The sequence below is a fragment of the Actinomadura violacea genome (assembly GCF_017573465.1).
GTDB classification, from domain to species: Bacteria; Actinomycetota; Actinomycetes; order Streptosporangiales; family Streptosporangiaceae; genus Spirillospora; species Spirillospora violacea.
The window spans coordinates 158,980-175,913 of record NZ_JAGEPF010000018.1; the positions used below are offsets into that span (position 1 = coordinate 158,980).

General features: G+C 72.1%; 18 protein-coding genes. 3 read left to right on the forward strand and 15 right to left on the reverse strand.

Going from position 1 to position 16,934, the window contains the following annotated elements:
- Positions 1-145: 145 nt before the first annotated feature.
- Entirely contained in the window at positions 146-1,729 is a 1,584-nt protein-coding gene (locus tag J4709_RS29200; protein ID WP_208245078.1) for a recombinase RecT, read from the reverse strand.
- A gap of 169 nt (positions 1,730-1,898) precedes the next feature.
- Here J4709_RS29200 and J4709_RS29205 point away from each other — a divergent pair, with 169 nt between their 5' ends.
- The gene (locus J4709_RS29205) at positions 1,899-2,588 is read left to right on the forward strand and encodes a hypothetical protein (protein ID WP_208245080.1); all 690 of its coding nucleotides are present in this window, start codon (positions 1,899-1,901) and stop codon (positions 2,586-2,588) included.
- 294 nt (positions 2,589-2,882) lie between these two features.
- On the opposite strand, the gene J4709_RS29210 is transcribed toward J4709_RS29205, so the two are convergent.
- From J4709_RS29210 to J4709_RS29260, 11 genes are all read right to left on the reverse strand, one after another.
- On the reverse strand, positions 2,883-3,122 hold the full coding sequence (locus J4709_RS29210) for a hypothetical protein (RefSeq protein WP_208245082.1): 240 nt from the start codon (positions 3,120-3,122) through the stop codon (positions 2,883-2,885).
- Complete coding sequence (locus J4709_RS29215; protein WP_208245083.1) at positions 3,119-3,556, reverse strand: hypothetical protein; 438 nt, start codon at positions 3,554-3,556, stop codon at positions 3,119-3,121. The genes J4709_RS29210 and J4709_RS29215 overlap by 4 nt, the downstream gene beginning before the upstream one ends.
- Positions 3,553-4,017: a hypothetical protein gene (locus tag J4709_RS29220; protein ID WP_208245085.1), complete on the reverse strand. Its 465-nt coding sequence runs from the start codon at positions 4,015-4,017 to the stop codon at positions 3,553-3,555. Before J4709_RS29220 ends, J4709_RS29215 begins: the two co-directional genes overlap by 4 nt.
- A 53-nt stretch (positions 4,018-4,070) precedes the next feature.
- Entirely contained in the window at positions 4,071-4,541 is a 471-nt protein-coding gene (locus J4709_RS29225; RefSeq protein ID WP_208245086.1) for a hypothetical protein, read from the reverse strand.
- 13 nt (positions 4,542-4,554) lie between these two features.
- A complete protein-coding gene (locus J4709_RS29230) occupies positions 4,555-5,670 on the reverse strand; it encodes a hypothetical protein (RefSeq protein WP_208245088.1) in 1,116 nt (371 codons plus the stop codon).
- Entirely contained in the window at positions 5,670-6,725 is a 1,056-nt protein-coding gene (locus tag J4709_RS29235) for a hypothetical protein (RefSeq protein WP_208245090.1), read from the reverse strand. Before J4709_RS29235 ends, J4709_RS29230 begins: the two co-directional genes overlap by 1 nt.
- 84 nt (positions 6,726-6,809) lie before the next feature.
- Positions 6,810-7,682: a phage distal tail protein gene (locus J4709_RS29240; RefSeq protein WP_208245091.1), complete on the reverse strand. Its 873-nt coding sequence runs from the start codon at positions 7,680-7,682 to the stop codon at positions 6,810-6,812.
- A complete protein-coding gene (locus J4709_RS55800) occupies positions 7,679-12,688 on the reverse strand; it encodes an NlpC/P60 family protein (RefSeq protein WP_307801635.1) in 5,010 nt (1,669 codons plus the stop codon). The genes J4709_RS29240 and J4709_RS55800 overlap by 4 nt, the downstream gene beginning before the upstream one ends.
- 105 nt (positions 12,689-12,793) lie before the next feature.
- The gene (locus tag J4709_RS29250) at positions 12,794-13,057 is read right to left on the reverse strand and encodes a hypothetical protein (protein WP_208245093.1); all 264 of its coding nucleotides are present in this window, start codon (positions 13,055-13,057) and stop codon (positions 12,794-12,796) included.
- 56 nt (positions 13,058-13,113) lie between these two features.
- A complete protein-coding gene (locus J4709_RS29255) occupies positions 13,114-13,725 on the reverse strand; it encodes a hypothetical protein (RefSeq protein ID WP_208245096.1) in 612 nt (203 codons plus the stop codon).
- A gap of 256 nt (positions 13,726-13,981) precedes the next feature.
- Positions 13,982-14,548 (reverse strand): phage tail tube protein, encoded by a 567-nt coding sequence (locus J4709_RS29260; protein ID WP_208245097.1) that lies wholly within the window; start codon positions 14,546-14,548, stop codon positions 13,982-13,984.
- Between the two features lie 153 nt (positions 14,549-14,701).
- Between J4709_RS29260 and J4709_RS29265 the strand changes: the two genes are divergently transcribed.
- Positions 14,702-15,100: a hypothetical protein gene (locus tag J4709_RS29265; RefSeq protein WP_208245099.1), complete on the forward strand. Its 399-nt coding sequence runs from the start codon at positions 14,702-14,704 to the stop codon at positions 15,098-15,100.
- Positions 15,101-15,193: 93 nt separating this feature from the next.
- Positions 15,194-15,454 (forward strand): hypothetical protein, encoded by a 261-nt coding sequence (locus J4709_RS29270; protein ID WP_208245100.1) that lies wholly within the window; start codon positions 15,194-15,196, stop codon positions 15,452-15,454.
- A gap of 307 nt (positions 15,455-15,761) precedes the next feature.
- Here J4709_RS29270 and J4709_RS29275 read toward each other — a convergent pair whose 3' ends face one another.
- From J4709_RS29275 to J4709_RS29285, 3 genes are read right to left on the reverse strand one after another with little or no spacing between them, the layout of a single operon-like run.
- Positions 15,762-16,067 carry a hypothetical protein gene (locus J4709_RS29275; RefSeq protein ID WP_208245102.1) on the reverse strand — a complete coding sequence of 102 codons (306 nt, stop codon included), beginning with the start codon at positions 16,065-16,067 and terminating at the stop codon, positions 15,762-15,764.
- The gene (locus J4709_RS29280) at positions 16,064-16,489 is read right to left on the reverse strand and encodes a hypothetical protein (RefSeq protein WP_208245105.1); all 426 of its coding nucleotides are present in this window, start codon (positions 16,487-16,489) and stop codon (positions 16,064-16,066) included. Before J4709_RS29280 ends, J4709_RS29275 begins: the two co-directional genes overlap by 4 nt.
- Positions 16,486-16,818, reverse strand: a complete 333-nt coding sequence (locus J4709_RS29285) for a hypothetical protein (RefSeq protein WP_208245106.1) — start codon at positions 16,816-16,818, stop codon at positions 16,486-16,488. The genes J4709_RS29280 and J4709_RS29285 overlap by 4 nt, the downstream gene beginning before the upstream one ends.
- Positions 16,819-16,934: the final 116 nt, after the last annotated feature.

Genomic DNA, 16,934 nt, shown 5'->3' on the forward strand with positions numbered 1-16,934 from the left:
CCAACATCCGCGTGCACACCACCGTGCACACCGCCCTTGACGTGCACACCGAGCGCACAGTGCATGCCCCGGGCATGAGAAAAGGCCCGCCCCGTCCGGCGCGCACACCGGACGGGGCGGGCCCCCTCCTGGGCCTCCTGCGCGGTCAGGCCGCGCGGCCGAACAGCACCTCCACCGGAGCCACCATCTCCTCGCGGTACGCCCGCTCGTAGGCGTCGGCCTCGACCGTCCGGCCCTGCTCGCGCAGCGCCGCCACCACCCCGGGCCGCGACTGCCCCATCAGCCGCAGCAGCCGCCGCGACGTCGCCTGCTCCAGATCGCACCGCAGCCGCTGCACCAGCCGCGCCTCCAACTGCCCGACCGGGCGGCCGAGGATCTCGGCCATCTCCCCCAGCTCGGCCAGAAGCCACTCGCAGCGCTGCGCCTCCCCGCCCGCCCGTGCACCAGCGTCGGCCGCATGCACACCGGCAGCGTGCACGGGCCGCTCAGCGGCCGGCTGTGCGTCCGGGCCGTCCTGCTGTGCACGCGGGTGTGCACCGCCCTGTGCGCGGGGGTGTGCGCGGGGGTGTGCACGGTCCTGTGCACGGTGTTCGCGCAGGTCAGCGGCATCCTGTGCGTCCTGTGCGCGCTCGCCGTGCACACCGTCGTGCACGGGCTCGTCGTGCACGATCTCGCCCTCCACCACGTCATCGGGGGCATCGTGCGCGGCGGCGTACTGGCGTGCACGCTCCTCGTCCATCAGCGCCGCCTCGTCGGCGTCCTGCGCCGCGCGGACCCGGGAGTCGGCCTCGTCGTCCATCTTCATCAGCTCGATCAGCTCCGGGGTCTTGGGGACCCTCTTGGCCAGCGCCCGCACCGCCGACTTCAGCCACATCGCCAGGAAGTTGGTGTGCCAGGGGGAGTTGAACTTCCCCCAGTCGGGGTTGGCCTTGAAGAGCTTGGGGTTCTTCTTGCGCTCCCGCTCGGCCCGCTCGTACGCCTTGGAGTACTTGTCGCGGATCTCCTCGGCATCCTCCAGGTTCAACGCCATCACCTGGGAGCGGGCACCGCCGCGCAGCCACGCGAACGCGTACGCCAGCACCACCTCGCCGCGGTCCTTGGACAGCAGGAACGGCTCGTGCTCGAAGTCGTCGGGTGCGGGGCGGCCGCGCTTGATGAACCAGTCGTCCTTCTCGAAGATCCAGTCGAACACGACCGAGGTAACGAACCCCGACCGGTACATCAGGTCCACGTACCCCTGGTACATCGGGATGAAGGTGGCCACGCGGCCGTAGGGGACGATCGCGGCGTGCGTCCCGTCGGGGTCCAGCCCGAACCGGGCGCAGTGCATGAGGGAGACCGTCAGCGACTCCGGCGTGCAGTTCTGCAGCGCCCGGCTGGACTTGATGGAGGTGAGCGCGACCTGGATGAAGTGCCGCTCGTTGACGTGGCGGGGGAGCGCGTCGGCGAAGTAGGTGCGGCGCTGCCCCAGCCAGTCCAGCCACCCGTCGTCGGCTGCCAGGTCGACCGGCTGCTTGCGCAGCTCCTCGGGCACGGCCAGCGCCACGTCGGCGCCGCCTTCGAGGACGTCGCCGATGACGGTCCCCTCGATCGCCTCGCCCCCGGCCGGCTCGGCGCCGGGCCCGGCGGGCGGCGCGGTGGGCGGGCCGGTGGGCGGGGGAGCGTCGCCGGCGACGGCGTCGGTCACCAGGGTGTCGTTGGGGTGGGGCGCCTGCGGATGCGCGGCCATAGGGCTGCTCCTTGAATAGGGCCCGGGTGCTCAACCGGGCCATACTGTGTCCTGGGGAACGTTAACGTCCCCCGGTCACTCACGGTACCGGCCGCGCCGCCGAGTACGCTAGGCGATCAATCCGCCGGGGTCGAAGCACGCCCCGGCACGACCCTCAAGGAGTGCGCCCATGCCGCCCCGCCAGCCCATCCCCGGCCGCCCCACCACCGCCCGCCCGGCCCGCCCGTCCGGCAGCCCATCCGGCCGCCCGGCCGCGCCCGAGGGTGCCGAGAAGCGGCCGCGCCGCAACCGGCCGCCGCAGCCGCCGCGCGCCGAGACCCGCGAACAGGCCGTCGCCTACATCAACCCGACCCCGCCCGCGAACCTCACCGCGAAAGACCGCGAAGAGATCCAGATCCTCGCCGGGCTGCAGGACCGCGAGTACGACCGGGCGGTCAACGAGTGGGTGTCGCTGGACCCCACAGCGCCCGCCTCCGCCGAGGAGGCCGCCGAAGGCGCCCGCGTGTTCTACTCCGCCGAGCTGGCCATCCGCACCTTCCAGGCGTCCGGCCGGCTCATCTCCAACGTCGAGAGCAAGTTCCGCGGCCTCGACCGCGCCTCCCAGAAGTTCCTTGACCTGGAGTCGCACAAGAACAAGCTGTCGGCGGTCCGCGCGCAGAGCCGCAGGATCCGCTCGACGCTGTTCGAACAGAAGGCGGACGAGTCGCCGAAGAACCAGGCGAACCGGGTGATCGCCGACCTGTTCCCCAAGCTCCAGACCCACATCCGGTGGCGGATCAAGAACGGGGAGACGCCGGAAGAGGTGTACGCCGACCTGCGCGCCAAGGGCGTCGGTGAGCCCCCCGAGCAGGGAAAGTAAAAGGAACCACCCCTAGCCAGGCATCCATATGGGGAGTCGATTTCAAGGTCTTCGACTCCCCGGAGTACGAGGCGTCCTCTCGCATGCGCGCCCTGGGGTCATCCCGCGAGCATGCGGTATCCCAGAGTCTCGCACCCGGTGCCCCTACAGCCGCGGCGTGCCTAGCGCCGAGACCGACCAAGGTCGGGTCTGATTACGCGTGCGAGGGGGTGGTCCGAGCGACCATGCTAGACCACGGCGGGGCCGCAGAGAACTCTGCGACCCCGCCGCTGTCGGGCCTGCGGCCCGATCCGGTCACGCCAGCGGCGCCGGGTCCTGCGGTGGCACGGCGTCGGGGTCGGTGCGCGGGGTGTGCCGCGCCAGCCACCCGGCCGCGAACGCCACCACGCCCGGCACCACCACGTCCACCACCGCCGTGACCGCTTCCGGCACGTCCCCGGGGAACACGTACGCGCCCAGCAGCCACACCACCAGGCCCGCCACGGCCGCCCCGGCGGCGCCGCCCTTCACCTTCGCCTCCACCACAGCCCTCATTCCGGGTCCTCCTCGGTAGCTCTGGGGGGTGGAACCGGCCGGACGCCGGCTTCGATCAACTGGCGGCGCAGCCCCGCGACCGTCCGCTCCAACTCCCTGATCTGGGCGTTCATCGTCTGCACCTGCGAGCGCAGCGTGTTGGAGGTGTCCTGCTCGCGGGCGAGCTGTTCCCCGAGCCGGTCCGACTGGCCCTGCAGCCGGTCGATCTGCCGCTCCAGCTGCACGAGCGCAGCCTCATAGATCGTCTTGGCGCGGTTGTAGGCTTCGGCGTCCACCTTCGAGCGCTCAAGCGCCGCCTGGCGCGCGGCGGCGCGTTCGGCCTGCTGGGCGGTGATGCGGTTGGCGGCCACCGCCTGCCGGTAGGCGACCACCGCAACCACGATCGGCACCAGCCCGAGCCCGGCCTGCACCAGCAGCGACCCGAGCGTGTTCATCGCGACCGCCCAACGATGCCGCCGCCGTTGCCGTGGCCATTGCCGTTGTGTGCCCAGTTCTCCCGCCACCCGGCGATCAGCAGCACGACGCCGGCGAACGCCATCCAGATCACCGCGGACACATAGCCGCGGGGGATGTCCTCCACCAGCCAGCCCAGCAGCCCGAGCCCGCCCCACACGATCTTCAACGCGATCGCGGCGCCGAACGCGAGCTGGTCATTGCGGGCCGGGGCGAACGCCCCGCACACCAGCCCGACCCCGACCCACACCGCCGCCCAGGCGTGCAGCGGGAGCACCTGCGCGGCGAACTGGTAGGTGGGGGAGATGCGCGCGTAGTGCCCGCACAGGCTCGCGCCGTACACCCAGTCCAGCAGCGCCAGGAACAGCAGGAACGTGCCGCGCCGTCCCACCCGCAGGCAGGCGCGGCGGGCCGCGTGCTGGATGCGCTGCTGCCATGCCACAGCCCGAAGGGTGGCGGGTTCGGGGGGTTAACGTCGCCCCGTCCCCCGGGGCGTCAGCGCTGCCAGGCGCGGATGACCGCCATGGTGGTGGAGTCGGATCCGCTCACGCGCATCGCTTGCGCGTAGACCAGGTGGACGGCGCCGACCGTCCACGCGTCGGGGAAGTCCAGCTGCACCCGGATGATCCGCTGGGTGCCGCCCGAGGCGGTGGTGACGGCCGTGCCGGTCAACGCCAGGTCGGGGCAGGTCAGCTGCACGCGCAGCACCGACCCGGCACCGGTGCCGCACGCCACATCGCAGAACAGATGGCTGCCGGACCGGTAGATGTTCATCTGCTGGACGTTGGCCATCGCCGCGGCGGTCGCCGGCTCCCACCGCGACGGGACCGCGGGGATCGCCACGATCGTCTCGGTCTGCTGCGCCGTCGCGGCCCGCTGAATGTCGCGGCGCATCGCCTTCAGGGCACGCACCAGGTCGGGGTCGTGCGGCACCAACCGCGACCCCGGATGCCGCGCGTTCACCATCACCGGCCCCCTTTCACAGGCTTTCCAGCATGTCGCCCATGGTGAAGTCGTACTGCTCGTCGCCTTCCGCGCCGGGCGTGACCTGCACTTCCATGATCCGCATGTAGCCGGCGTAGCCGGGAGTGCCCGCGCCCGGGTCGGGCGGGAACCGCCAGTCCGAGATCCGCACCAGCGCCTCATCGCCCAACTGCCAGTCGCCGACCTCCACGCCCGGCTGCGCCATCACCGTCACCTTCGCGGTGACGTGGTGCCCGCCGGCGAACGCCGACAGCGCGTTGGCGTGCGCCTGCAACGTGGCCAGGTTGGTGATCCCGTCGAACTGCTGCGACTGCTCCAGCAGCGGATACCCCTGCCCCAGCAGCGCCGAGTTGGTCGCCGACGCCGTGAGCTGCACACCCTCGTCGGTCTCGGTGGACGCCCACGACCGGGTGAACAGCCCCGGCCCGTCGTCCCAGGTGTAGGACACGATGTTGCCGCCACCGCCGAACGCGTCGTACTCCAGCACCAGCCCCGAATCGGCGCCCGCCCGGCCCAGCCGCGGATACCCCAGCAGCACCGTCTCGGCCGGGGCGCCGCCCGACCACACCGTCTGGGTGGCGAACTCGAACCCGTTCTCCACCTCCGACAGCTCCGTCAGCGCCGTCAGCACCACCGTCTGGTCGGCGGCGTTGTAGTTGCGGTCCCGCAGCACCCCCGAAAGGCCGGCGGTCGCGCCGACGCCCATGTTCCCGCCGGAGTCGGCCTGCGGCGTGGACAGCAGCGCGCGGGCGATGTCGAACTGGTCGGCGCCCAGGAACGACAGCGTCGGCAGGTACCGGGAGGCGAACGCGCCGATGGTCTCCTCGGCCGTCACCGACAGCATCCCCGACGCGGAGTCGTAGCTGCGCGGCGGCACCAGCCGCCCGCCCCACACCAGCGCGTTGTCGCGCTCAACGAAGATCTTGGTGTGGTCGGGGATGGTGGCCTGCAACACCCGCGCGGCCGTCAGCCCGTCGCCGTACATGGGCAGCTGGCCCCGCAGCGACCCCACTCCGCGCATCTCCCGGGAGTAGGTGACCTGCTCCAGCGGCAGGGTGTCGATCCGCACCCCGGACGCCAGGTCGTACAGGTGATACCGGTACTCGGCCATCAGGCGATCTCGTAGGTGCCGAACACCTGCAGCTCGTCGGTGTTCGCGAACGTGAACGGCTGCGTCGGGTTGACCGACACCAAGCTGGTGGTGCCCTGGTAGGTCAGGTTCGGCTTGTTGGACCCGAGGTATGCCTGCCCGGCCCACGCCGCTCCCGCGGACCCGTCCAGCATCCGGGAGATCAGGAACTGCGACGGCTCGCCCGAGCGGGGCGTGAACGGCAGCGACACGGTGTAGGTGCCCGTCCCGACGGTGCTGGTGGACCCGAGCCGGATGTGGGCGAACATCGAGCACGTCTTGCCGACCAGGTAGTAGCGGCCGGTCGCGGCGCCGTTGCCGAGTACCGGCTGAGTGCCTCCCGACCCCCACGTCGGGGTATAGGACGTCCACACCCCGTACGACAGGGTCTGCCAGTTGGTCCCGTCGTAGATCATCTCCGCGGACAGGTCCCGGCGCCACACCTTCTGGCCCGGGTAGGGGTTGGGCGGCATCGCGTACACGTCGTTGACGGGCAGGATGCCGCCGAGCGCGACGGTGAGCCGCCGCAGATCGTTGATCTTGGCGTTCGTGACGGCGGTGAGCCCGGCGGTGATCGACAGCTCCGCCAGCGCGAACGACTGCTGCGGCATGTCTGGCCGCGACGGCGCCGCCGCCGGGGTGCCGGTCAGGACCTCGATGGTGAACTGGTTGAGGGCGCCGACGTCGTCGACCGCGTCGTACACCCGCGCGATCACCAGGTCGAGGCGGTTCAGCGTGGCGTGGGCGGCGGCCACGGTGACGTCGTAGGCGGCGTCGTTGCGGCAGGCGTACATGCCGCCGAGCGAGGAGGTGGCGTTGATGAACACCGGCCCCGGCTCCACCGTGACCTTCATGTCGGGGGTGGTGCGCTGGTGGACCAGCATGCCGCCGGTCGCCGGCGCGGGCACGAACCCCGGCCGCGACCCCAGCGCCCCGTATTCGGAGGCGGGCGTCAGCAGCGAGGCGATGAGCTGCCGGTCGTTCTTGGCCGAGTAGGTCCCGGCCTGCTGCCAGGTCGGCGGGTTCACCGGAGCCACGGCGGTTCCTCCTGTGGTTCCGTGGGGTGTCGCGGATCAACAGGCAGAGGGGGCGGCGGGGGAGCGGCGGGCAGGGGCAGGCGCTCACGTCCAGGCGGAGGCGGCGGTCATCGACATGACCGGCACGGCGCCGGTGCCGGAGGCGCCCGCGTCGCCGCGGAACTGCACCTCGTTGAGACCTTTGGTGAGCATGAACCACGCAGAGCCGGGGGTGACCGCGCTGGCCCGCGACGCCGTCCCGTTCAGCATCACCGTGCGGGCCAGCAGGTCGACCACCAGCCGCTGCCCCTCCAGGACGGTGATGCCGAACGACAGCGTCCGGCCGGTCTGCACGTGCGCGATCCACGGGTTGATGACCGGCCCCCAGATGGTGATGACAGCGGGCGTCTGGTCGTAGTCGCCGAGATTGTTGAAGAACACCGAGCCCGTCCCGCCCGCCGGGATCGGATAGGAGTAGGGGTAGGTGCGGTTGTAGGTGCGGCCGACGGCCCCGACCACCGGCAGGCCGGTGGAGGGCTGTGCGGAGTCGGCGGAGTAGCGGCGCGGGTCGGCGGCCACCACCGTCAGCGACCACACGAACCCCCGTGCGCCCTTGTCGGAGATGTCGATCTGGTCCGACAGCCGCACCTGTGAGGTCAGCGTCAGGTCGGCTTCGGCGACCGTGAGCTTGGCCAGGGCGCGGGCGCCGATCGCGGCCTTGATGCGCCGCTTGGCGGCCAGCATCGACAGCCGGTCGCCGGCGATCGCGGTGCCCTTGAGGTTGATGACGCGGGCGCCGTAGAAGCCGGGGCCCTGCCAGGCGCCGTCTCCTTGCGACTTGTCGGTTTGGGTGGGCTTGATCGGCGGGGAGGACGACCAGCCGTCCTCGGTCTGCACGACCCAGTCGACCCCGTAGTCGTCGGTGACGTTGCCCGCCCAGTCGCCCAGGTAGTAGACGGGCGAGGCGATAGGGATCACGACAGCATCACCCCGATCTTGCGTGCAGCGACCATGCCGATCTCGGTCTCGGACTGCTTGGGCTGCGGGTTGACGATGACCTGCGCGGTGGGCCCGCCGCCCAGCGCCGGGCGGGCGGGCTCGGCGGGGGAGTGGGCGCGGCGCGCGGCGACGGCGTTGATGGCGGCCACCGCGCGGTCGCCGCCGAGGTAGTCGACGGCTTCGGGGGTGAGGACCCATTCGGTGCCGGACAGGCCGTTGAACGCCCACGACCCGGGCGGCAGCGGCCCGCCGGAGTCGCGCTTGAGGGCGGGCGCGCCGGGGCCGGGGCCGGGGTAGCCGACGGCGATGCCGCCGGGGTCGCCGGCGACGCCGAGGTAGCGGGCGAGCTGCGAGCCGGCGTCGCCGTTCTTGACGTACCGCTCGCCGAGCCGCTTGAGGATGCCGCCGGCTGCCATGCCGGGCGGCCACCCCCACCACGGCGTCGGGCGGGTCAGCAGGTGCTCGGAGACGTTGGTGCCGGTGTGCGCGGCCTCCACGACCCACACCCGGCCGCCCTGCACGCGGGAGGCGAGGTAGGTGTGGCCGGGGTGCGGCTGGCCGGGGGAGCCGGGCCGCGGACCGGGGATGCGCTTGAGGTATGCCTTCTGGGAGTAGGTGGTGCGGGTGATGTTCTTGTGCGCGCCGTCCAGCCAGGCGCGCATGGTCAGGCCCGAGCAGTCGATGCCCGAGTGGGAGGTGCCGCCCCACACGTAGGGGACGCCGATGTACTTGCGGGCGGCCTCCACGGCGTTGGAGGAGCCGCCGCCGGAGAACCCTTCGTTGAACGCCTTGGTCACCGACAGCGCGGCGCCCTTGGCGGTGTCGAGGATCTTCTTGGGGATGGCGGCGATCGCCTGCGCGTAGGGGGACCCGCCGATTCCCTTGGCCATGCTGAGGACCGGCTTGGCGAGCTTGTCCCAGATCTCGCCGGGGTGGGCGAGCAGGTCCAATCCGGCCTTGCCGACGTCGACGACCTTCCCGGCGATCTGCTTGACCTTGCCGAAGAAGCCGCCGATGACGCCGCCGCCCGCGAGCATCTGCAGTTTCGACCCGGCCGCCGACCACAGCGCCTTCGCCCGGCCCCGGTAGCGGGGATCGGTCGGGATGACGTATTCGGGGTATTGCGGGCGCCCTTCTCCGACGATGGCCATGGGGCGGTTGACCTGCATCGGGACGGCGTTTGCGGGGTTGTCGATGGTGCCGCCGGAGGCGAGCAGGCCCATCTGCCCGAGACGCATTCCGGGGATATGCAGCCAATCAATGATTTTGTTCCAAAGGCTGACGATCCCGTGGTTATAGACCGTCCCGATCATGAAGTTTACGGGCTTTTTGGTGACTGCCTTCAATTTCTCCCAGGCTGCCCCGAGAGATGCCACTCCGGTGGAGAATGCGGAATGGAGCTTGGACATCAGGCTCTTCACCTTGGAATGCAGGGTGTTCGCCCACGAGGTCGTGGTGTTCACCACCGTGTTCCAGGCCCGGGAGAAGGCCCCGGCGACCTGCGAGAGCTGGCCCTTCACCTTCGAGAGCACCCACGACAGCGCCGCCCCGAAGGCGTTCTTGATCTTGGTCCAGTGGGAGGTCACCGTCGAGACGACCGCGCCGAGCGGGCCGGTCACGACGCCGACCAGCAGCCGCCAGTGGGTCTTCACCCACCCCACAATGAAGTTGACGGCGGCGAGCGTCCCGGACTTGATCTTGTCCCAGTAGCGGACGATCAAGCCGACCGCGATGCCGATCGGCCCGAACAAGATCGCGGCGAGCAGCTTCCAGTGGTCGCGGATCCACCCGAACACCGCGTTCACGGCGTTGCGGAACCATCCGACCTTGGTGTACGCCAAGATCAGCGCCCCGATGAGCAGCCCGATCCCGATAACGATCAAGGAAATGGGGTTGGCGTTGAGGGCCGCGTCGAGCAACCACTGAACCGCCGTCCACGCGATAGTGGCGGCCCGCACCGCATACGTCGCCACCGTGTACAGCGCGGTCCGCGCGGCCGACAGCGCCGCCGCCGCGCCCGCCCGCACGTACCCCAGCGCCAGCGCGCCCAGCGCCACCGCGCCGCGACCCGCGGCCGTCGCCGCGCCCGCGATCGCCGACCCGGCCGTCCGGATGGCGTTGACCGTCGCCGCCGCGCCGGCCTTGACGAGGTTCGCCGCGAACGACGCGGCGTTGCGCGCCGCCAGCCCCGCCTTGCTCGCCGCGCCCGCCAGCGCCGACCCGGCGGTGCGCGCCCCGGCGGCGGCCTGCGCCCCCACGGTGATCGCCGCGGTCTTCACCCCGCGCCCGGCCGCCGCCGCGCCCCGCCCCGTCGCCTTCGCGGCCGTCTTGACGCCCCGCCCCGTCGCCACCGCCCCGGTGCGGATGCCGCGCCCGGCGGCCTGCGCCCCGGTCTGGGCCGCCGACCCCACCGCGCTCGCGCCGCGCTTCACGCCTGTCCAGGCGGACGAGAACCCCCGCTTGGCGACCTGCCCCGCCCGCGCCGCCGCGTCCTTGGCCCGGTTGAACGCGTCCTTGACCTGCCCGGCGGCCTCCTTCACCTTGCCGAGCGACTCGGTGACCTTCTCCCAGCCGGCCTTGAGCTTCTCCAGCGGCCCGCCGCCGCCCTCGCCTCCGCCTCCGCCGCTCTCGTCGCCGCCGCGGATCAGCTTGAACAGCTTGGACAGGCCGGTGTACTTGGAGATCTTGCCGAGGTTCTCGACGATCTTCCCGAGGCCCTTGGCCACGAACCCGAGCCCCGCCCCGGCCGCCGACAGCAGGAAGATGGTCGACAGCACCTGCCCGGCGCCCGGCATCGACAGCAGCTTGTCCAGCACCGTCAGCAGCAGGTTCAGCACCGTGAACAGCGGGTCGAGCGTGCCGCCCCCGGTCGCCTCCCCGAGCTTCAAGACCAGCCCGACGATCCGCTTCAACGCGTCCCCGGCGTGCTGCATCAGCGGGACGGTGTCGTCGAAGAACTTCTTGAACCGCGCCTGGTTCTTGGGGTCGGCGGTGGCCTTGCGGAACCGCTCGGCCGCCTTGGCCAAGGAGTCGAGCATCCCGTTCCCGGCCGGGGTGCCCTGCCGGAAGACGTTGAACAGGCCCACCACGACGTCGCCGAGGATGTGCGCGAGCTGGCTCGCGGTCTTCCACGCCCGGTCGAAAAAGGCCGCCATCTTCCCCGACGCGCGGCCCGCCTTGGTCTGCGCCTCGGCGAACTTGGAGAACCGCAGCACCAACTGCGCGATCTTCTCCACCATCGGGGAGGCGACGACCATGATGTCGCGCAGCGCGTTGGCGAAATGCAGGCCCGACTCACCGAACGCGCTCAGCGCCCGGTTGTTCGACGACATGATCGTCGCGGTGTCACGGCGGAACGGCGCCGAGCCCGCCAGCTTCCCGAACTTCACCGCCAGACCGCCGATGATCTTCCCGGTGGCGGTCATGTGCTTCTTCAGCACGTCCAGCAGCGGCAGCGCCGCGGTGATGCCCCGCTGGACGCCGGGAAGCATCGCCTCCTGGATCGACTTGCGAAGATCGTCGAACTTCGGCTTCAGCGTCCCGGCGATGAACTTGGCGAACCGCCGCCCGGCCGGCGACAGGTTGTCCAGCGCGGTGCCGAGCGCGTTCACCGACGCGCCGGTCGCCGCCGCCTGCTGCCCGGTGGAGGCCATCGCCTGCCGGACGGCGTCCTGCGCCGCCTTGATCTGCGCGGCGCCCTCCGCGCGCGCTTGGGCGACCTCCCGCGCACCGTCGGCCTGGGCTTTGGCGACCTCCTTGGCGCCGTCACGCCGCGCCTTGGCCGCCTCCTTCTCCGCGTCCCGCAGCGCCCGGTTGGCGTCCGACACCCGCGCCTTGGCGGCCCGGACGGTGTCAGACCCCTCCACGCCCTCCTTGGCGGCCTTCTTGTTCTCGGCCGCCAGGTCGGTCGCGCGGTCTTTCGCCTCTTCGAGATCGAGGATGGCCTGCTTGTAGTCGAGTTCGGCCTGCCGCTTGTCCAGCGGCGACATGGTCGCCGACTGCCGCGCCGCCAGCACCTTGGCCTTGGCCCGCTCCAAGGTGATCTCGGCCTGCTCCTCGCTCAGCACCGATTCGCGCAGGCTGAACGACAGCTGCTCGATCTCCTCGCGGGCCTTGGCCCGCGCCGCCGTCAACTCCTCCTGGGCCTGCTTGACGCCCCGCTGCGCGTCGGCCACCGCCTGGTCGGCGCGCGCGATCCGCTCGGCCGACTGCTGCTGCGCGGCGGCGACCTTCTCCGCCGCCTGCTGCTGGGCGGTGGCGACCCGCTCGGCGGCCTGCTTGCGGGCCTGGGCGAGCCGGTCCTGCGCCGACTTGATCTGCGCGGCGGCGTTCACCTGCTGCGCGGCCGACCGGCCCGCGCTGACGCCGGCCTGCTGGTGGCTCTTGCCCAGCGCCTTGACGGCCTCGCCGATGCCGGAGAACCCCAGCATCAGCGTCCCCATACCCTGCGCGGCCACCGACGCCAGCCCCGGCAGCGCTGCCAGCACCCCGATCGCCTGCGACGCCGACGCGGCGACCGCCGCCAGCCCACCGGCCAGGTTCACCGCCGCCCCGCCTAGCAGCGTCAACCCCGACGCCATCGCCGGGAACTGGAACAGCCCGGTCAGCGCCTCGCCGAAACTGGCGATCTCCGAACCGATCTTCGCCAGCGACGACTTGTCGGTCTCCGGCCGCACCGGCGGCCGGATCGGGTTGCGCTCCTGCTCCTGCCGGAACCGGGTGATGGTCTCGCGGGCCCGCGAGGTGTCGGCCTCGACGCGGATCTGCGCCTTGACCTCGCGGGCCGCCTGCGCGACCTTCGTCGCCAGCTCCCGGCGGATCTGCGCCCGGTCGAACACGACCGTCCCGGTGACCCTCGCCTGGATGTCGGCGCGGACCCCGCGGATCTCGGTGTCGAGCTTGGTCTGAAGGTCCCGGCGGAAACCGGCAACGTCGGAGACGACCTCGACATACAGTCGGCCGCCCTCGACAGGCTGCTCAGTCACACGCCCCTCCCGGGCACGGCGGTGCCAAGGTGGGGTGTGTGTCGGGCCCAACGTAGGGAGCGGCCCGGGTTACCGTCGCCCCCTGCGATCAGCGCAGGCGCCGGCTCAGCCGACGGGGGACAGCACCGTGGAGTTGCGAACGGCGTTGCGCGCCGCCAGCGCGGCCGCCGCGCCCTTCACCACCGCCACGGCGGGCGCCACGTCCACCACGCCCTCCTCCCCGCGCCGCTCGGGCTCCGGCTTCGGCTTCTCCGGGCGCGGCACCTCCCGCGGCTTGCGGCGCCGGTGGTCGGCGGCCAGCACACTGATCTCCTCGATCACCTGCGCCAGCAGCTCGGCGTCCACCGGCCACGCCCGCGCCAACCGCATCTGGTCCCGCCCCCGGTGGGTGGTGCGGGTCCAGCAGTCGTCGGGCAGCCGCTCGATCAGCCCGGCGAGACGCCGGACGCCAACGAAACCGGGGTCTCCGGGGCAGAGCCAGGCGCCGTTGGGATCGATGCCGGGGTAGTGGTGGGCGAAGTCGGACTCGAGGTCCCTCCACCGTCCGTGGGCGTGGAGGATGACGAGAAATCCCCCAGGTTCACCCCCCACCAGCGCAGCAGGTTGCGCGCCAGCGCCGCCACGTCCCACGGCGTCGGCCGCTGCGCCATCAGCCGGTCGTACCCGGCCGGGGTCAGCAGCCTGCGCGCCGACTCCTTCACCGCCGCGACCAGCTCGCTCGGCAGGTCGGGGTTGGCGGCCAACACGCTGACGATCATGTCGAGGGTGTCGATCTGCTGCTCCGAGCCCTGCGCCTGCGCCAGGTCGATGCCCTTGCGCACCAGCAGCGCCAGGTCCACCTCCTGCGCCAGCGAGGTGAACGGCTCCAGCACGTCCAGGCCGAACTCCGCCTCGATGAGGGCGATGTCCTCGCCCCGGTTGCGCAGCAGCAGCTTGGAGCCGCGGGCGCCGCGCTTGGCCGCCCGCGCCTGCTGCCGCTCGGCCCGCTCGGCGTCCAGGTCCAGCACGTCCACATCGGGATCGAGCTGCAGCGTCATGAGGTGTGCCTTCCGTCGCGGGGAACGGGGTGTCGCCGGCGACGCTAGAAGCGGCCCCCGCCTAACGTCGCCCCCTACTCGCGCGGGGACAAAGCGCCAGGCGGTCGGGCACGAACCCCGGTAGTCCCCGACCGCCCAGCGCGAACCCTCCCGACAGAAGGGGAACGACCCCGGCCAGCATCAAACCGGGGCCGTCCGCGCAGCACATTAGGACCGGGCCCGGCCTAGCGTCGCGGCCTGCCCGATCGACCCGCCGTCAGGCGGCCGCGAAGCTCGGGTCGTCGGTGAGGATCTGCCACGGATCCCCGACGTCGGAGCCGACCACGGCCAGGCGCAGCGGCAGCGTGCCCTCCGACGCCTTCTCCAGCTTCAGCTCGACGCCGTCGTTCTGCTCGGCGATCGGCACCAGGATCCGGTAGTGCTTGGACCCGTCGATCACCTCGATCATCGCGGCGGTCTGCGTCCGCCCGCCGACGGCCGGGGGCGAGTACTTGTAGTAGGCGGGCGGCCCGGTCACCGTGGTGACGGTGCCGCCGCCGTAGACGGCCTTGAGGTTCGCGGCCGAGAACTCCTGCAGATCGACCTCGATCGTCGCCGAGGCGGAGGTCTGCATCCGCCGCGTCGGGTAGTCCGACTGGTGCGAGGTCACTTCCTCGAAGTTCAGGTCGGTGTTGAACGCCAGCGAGTCGGGCGTGAACAGCCCGACCTCGACCCAGTCGGAGGCGGGTGCCACCACCGGGTCGGCGGGCGCAGCGGTGCCGACGGGCGCGAGGTACACCCGGGCCATCTGCGCGACGAGAATGCGGCTCCTGTTGACCGCCACGGTCCACCCCTCCGGGTCCCGTGGGGCGGGCCGAGTCGATCGCCAAGCTAGAGAGGCTGAGGGGTTAACGTCGCGGCCTGCGGCCCGGTGAGGCATTCTGGATACGACCGTGACCAAACTTGGGCGGCCCCTACCCCACAAGGAGCCCCGCCGATGTCCGCGAGCACCGCTGGCCTTCCCGCACCCGACACCCCGCCCGTGCACGAGCCCGTGCGCGCCGCTGTGCACGCCCCTGTGCACGAGCCCGCGCACACGCCCGCGTGCACACTGGCGGCCGTCGCCGACGACGGCGCCGTGCACGCCGCACGGTGCACGGGCCCCGCCGCGCCGCCCGGCGGCCACGACCTCACCGACCCCGCCAACGCCTACCGGCTGCCCGGCGGCGGCCTGGTGTGCATCCCGTGCACCGACGCCGGCGACGCCGCCTATGCCGCCCGCCGTGCACGGCGCGCGGCTGCCCGTGCGCACGGCGGCCTCCCGCACGCACACCCGCACACCCGCCCGGCCGCGCCCTCGCGTGCACGCACGGCAGCGCTCACGCTCGTCCAGTGACTGCGGTGCGCACGAAGGCGTGCACGAAAAGCTCCACCAAACAGTGGAGGTTTTTGGGCTCGTCTTGGCCGGTCCCGGGGCACCGCCACCGACATGGAAACGATCAACGACTGCGGCGAGCCGGTGGGCGACGACGCCCGCCACGCCGCATGGCTCGCGCGGATCCTGGGCGTGGACCCCTCCACCATCAGCAAGGCCGTGCCCGAAGCCGGCGGGCCGCCCTTCACCAGGGACCCGGCCACCGGCCGCAAGCTGTACCCGACCAGCGCCTTCCTTCGATGGTGGGACGCCCGCCCCGGCCCGGGACGCCCCCGCAAGAACACCGCTGCGGACCGCGACGCCGGGCGCCGCTGAACCACCCGCGCGCGCATCCGGGGATGCGTCCGGGTATCCGGGATGCGTCCGGGCTCATCTGGGATGCATCCGGGTGGTGCACGGCGAGGGGTGTGCACGGCGAGGGGGGTGCACGGCCCGGCGCCCCGTGCACGGCGCCGGGCCGTGCACGGGCACGGGTGTGCACGCCGGGGTGTGCACACCCGGCGTGCACGGCGCTGTGCACGCCCCTGACCTGCGTGCACACCCGGCCCGTGCACGCACACCGCCGCCGCCGCGCGCAGCGCAGGGCCCCGTGCACGAGCGTGCACGGGGCCCCTTTTGGCGGTCACGAAGTCAGCGGCTCCAGCGCCGGCGCCCGGTACAGCGTGGCGAACGCCGGGGTCCCGTCCCCGACCCACGCGCCCAGCACGTTGAACTCCAGGTACTCGGTGGCTTCGGTCTCGTCCATCCCCTCGGCCATCAGCACCCGCATGCAGGCGGCGTAGTCGTACAGCGCCACCTCGCGGTGCCCGCCGGTGAACCATCCCGCCGCCATTCCGACGAGCCCGTCGTCGAGCCCGTCGGCGAACAGCAGCTCGCCCTCGGACTCTGCCGCCAGGAACGCGCGCAGCTCCCCGCCCGACACGCTCATGGGTGCGACATCACCCGCACCGCGCCCCGGTAGCACGGCTGCCCCGTCGGCTCCGGCGACCACGCCCCGGCCCGCAGCGACCGCACCCCGGAGATGACCGGCGACCCGCCGGGCTGCTCGGGCAGCTCCATCAGCACCCCGAACGCCAGATACAGCAGCCGCCGCAACTCGGCCTTGCCGGGCGCGCCGTCCAGGTCGCCGTACGCCTCGATCTGCACGTCAGTCCCGGCCAGCCAGGTCAGCGCCCGGTCGTCGCCGCCGGTGTCCACCACCCGCAGCCGCGGATACGGCGGCTCGTTGTACAGCCCGACCCGCTCCCCGGGCCCGAGCGCGGCGACCATCGCCTCATGCCCGGCCAGCCATGACAGGACCCGAGGCATCGGGTCGGCCAGCACCGGGACTTCGGCCGGGACGTCGCTCACTTCTTGGCGGTCTTCTTCGCCTCGTCCACCGGCGCGGCGCCGACCGGTGCGGCATCGACCGGTGCAGTGTCGCCCACCGTGCCGCCGTCGGCCGCCGTCGCCGGCGAGGGCACCAGCGGCTTGTCGGTGCCCAGCGCCTTGTTCACCGCCGCGGCATCGGCCGGGTCGACGCCCGCCGCATACCCCGCGTTGATGATCGACAGCGCGTAGTCCGCCCGCACCGTGATCTTGTCGCCGGTCTGGTAGTCCTTCGCCTCCTTGGCCAGTACCCGTGTCGCCTGCTCGGCGCGCAGCGGGTAGGCGAGCGTGAGCGTGACCGTCTCCGACACCAGAACCCCTTTTCAGCGGTGATGTGATCCGCCGCCGAGGATGCCGCCCGCACCCCGCTAACGTCGCGGCCTGCAAAGACGGCAGCGGGCCCGCCCCTCCTTGATGGGGCGGGCCC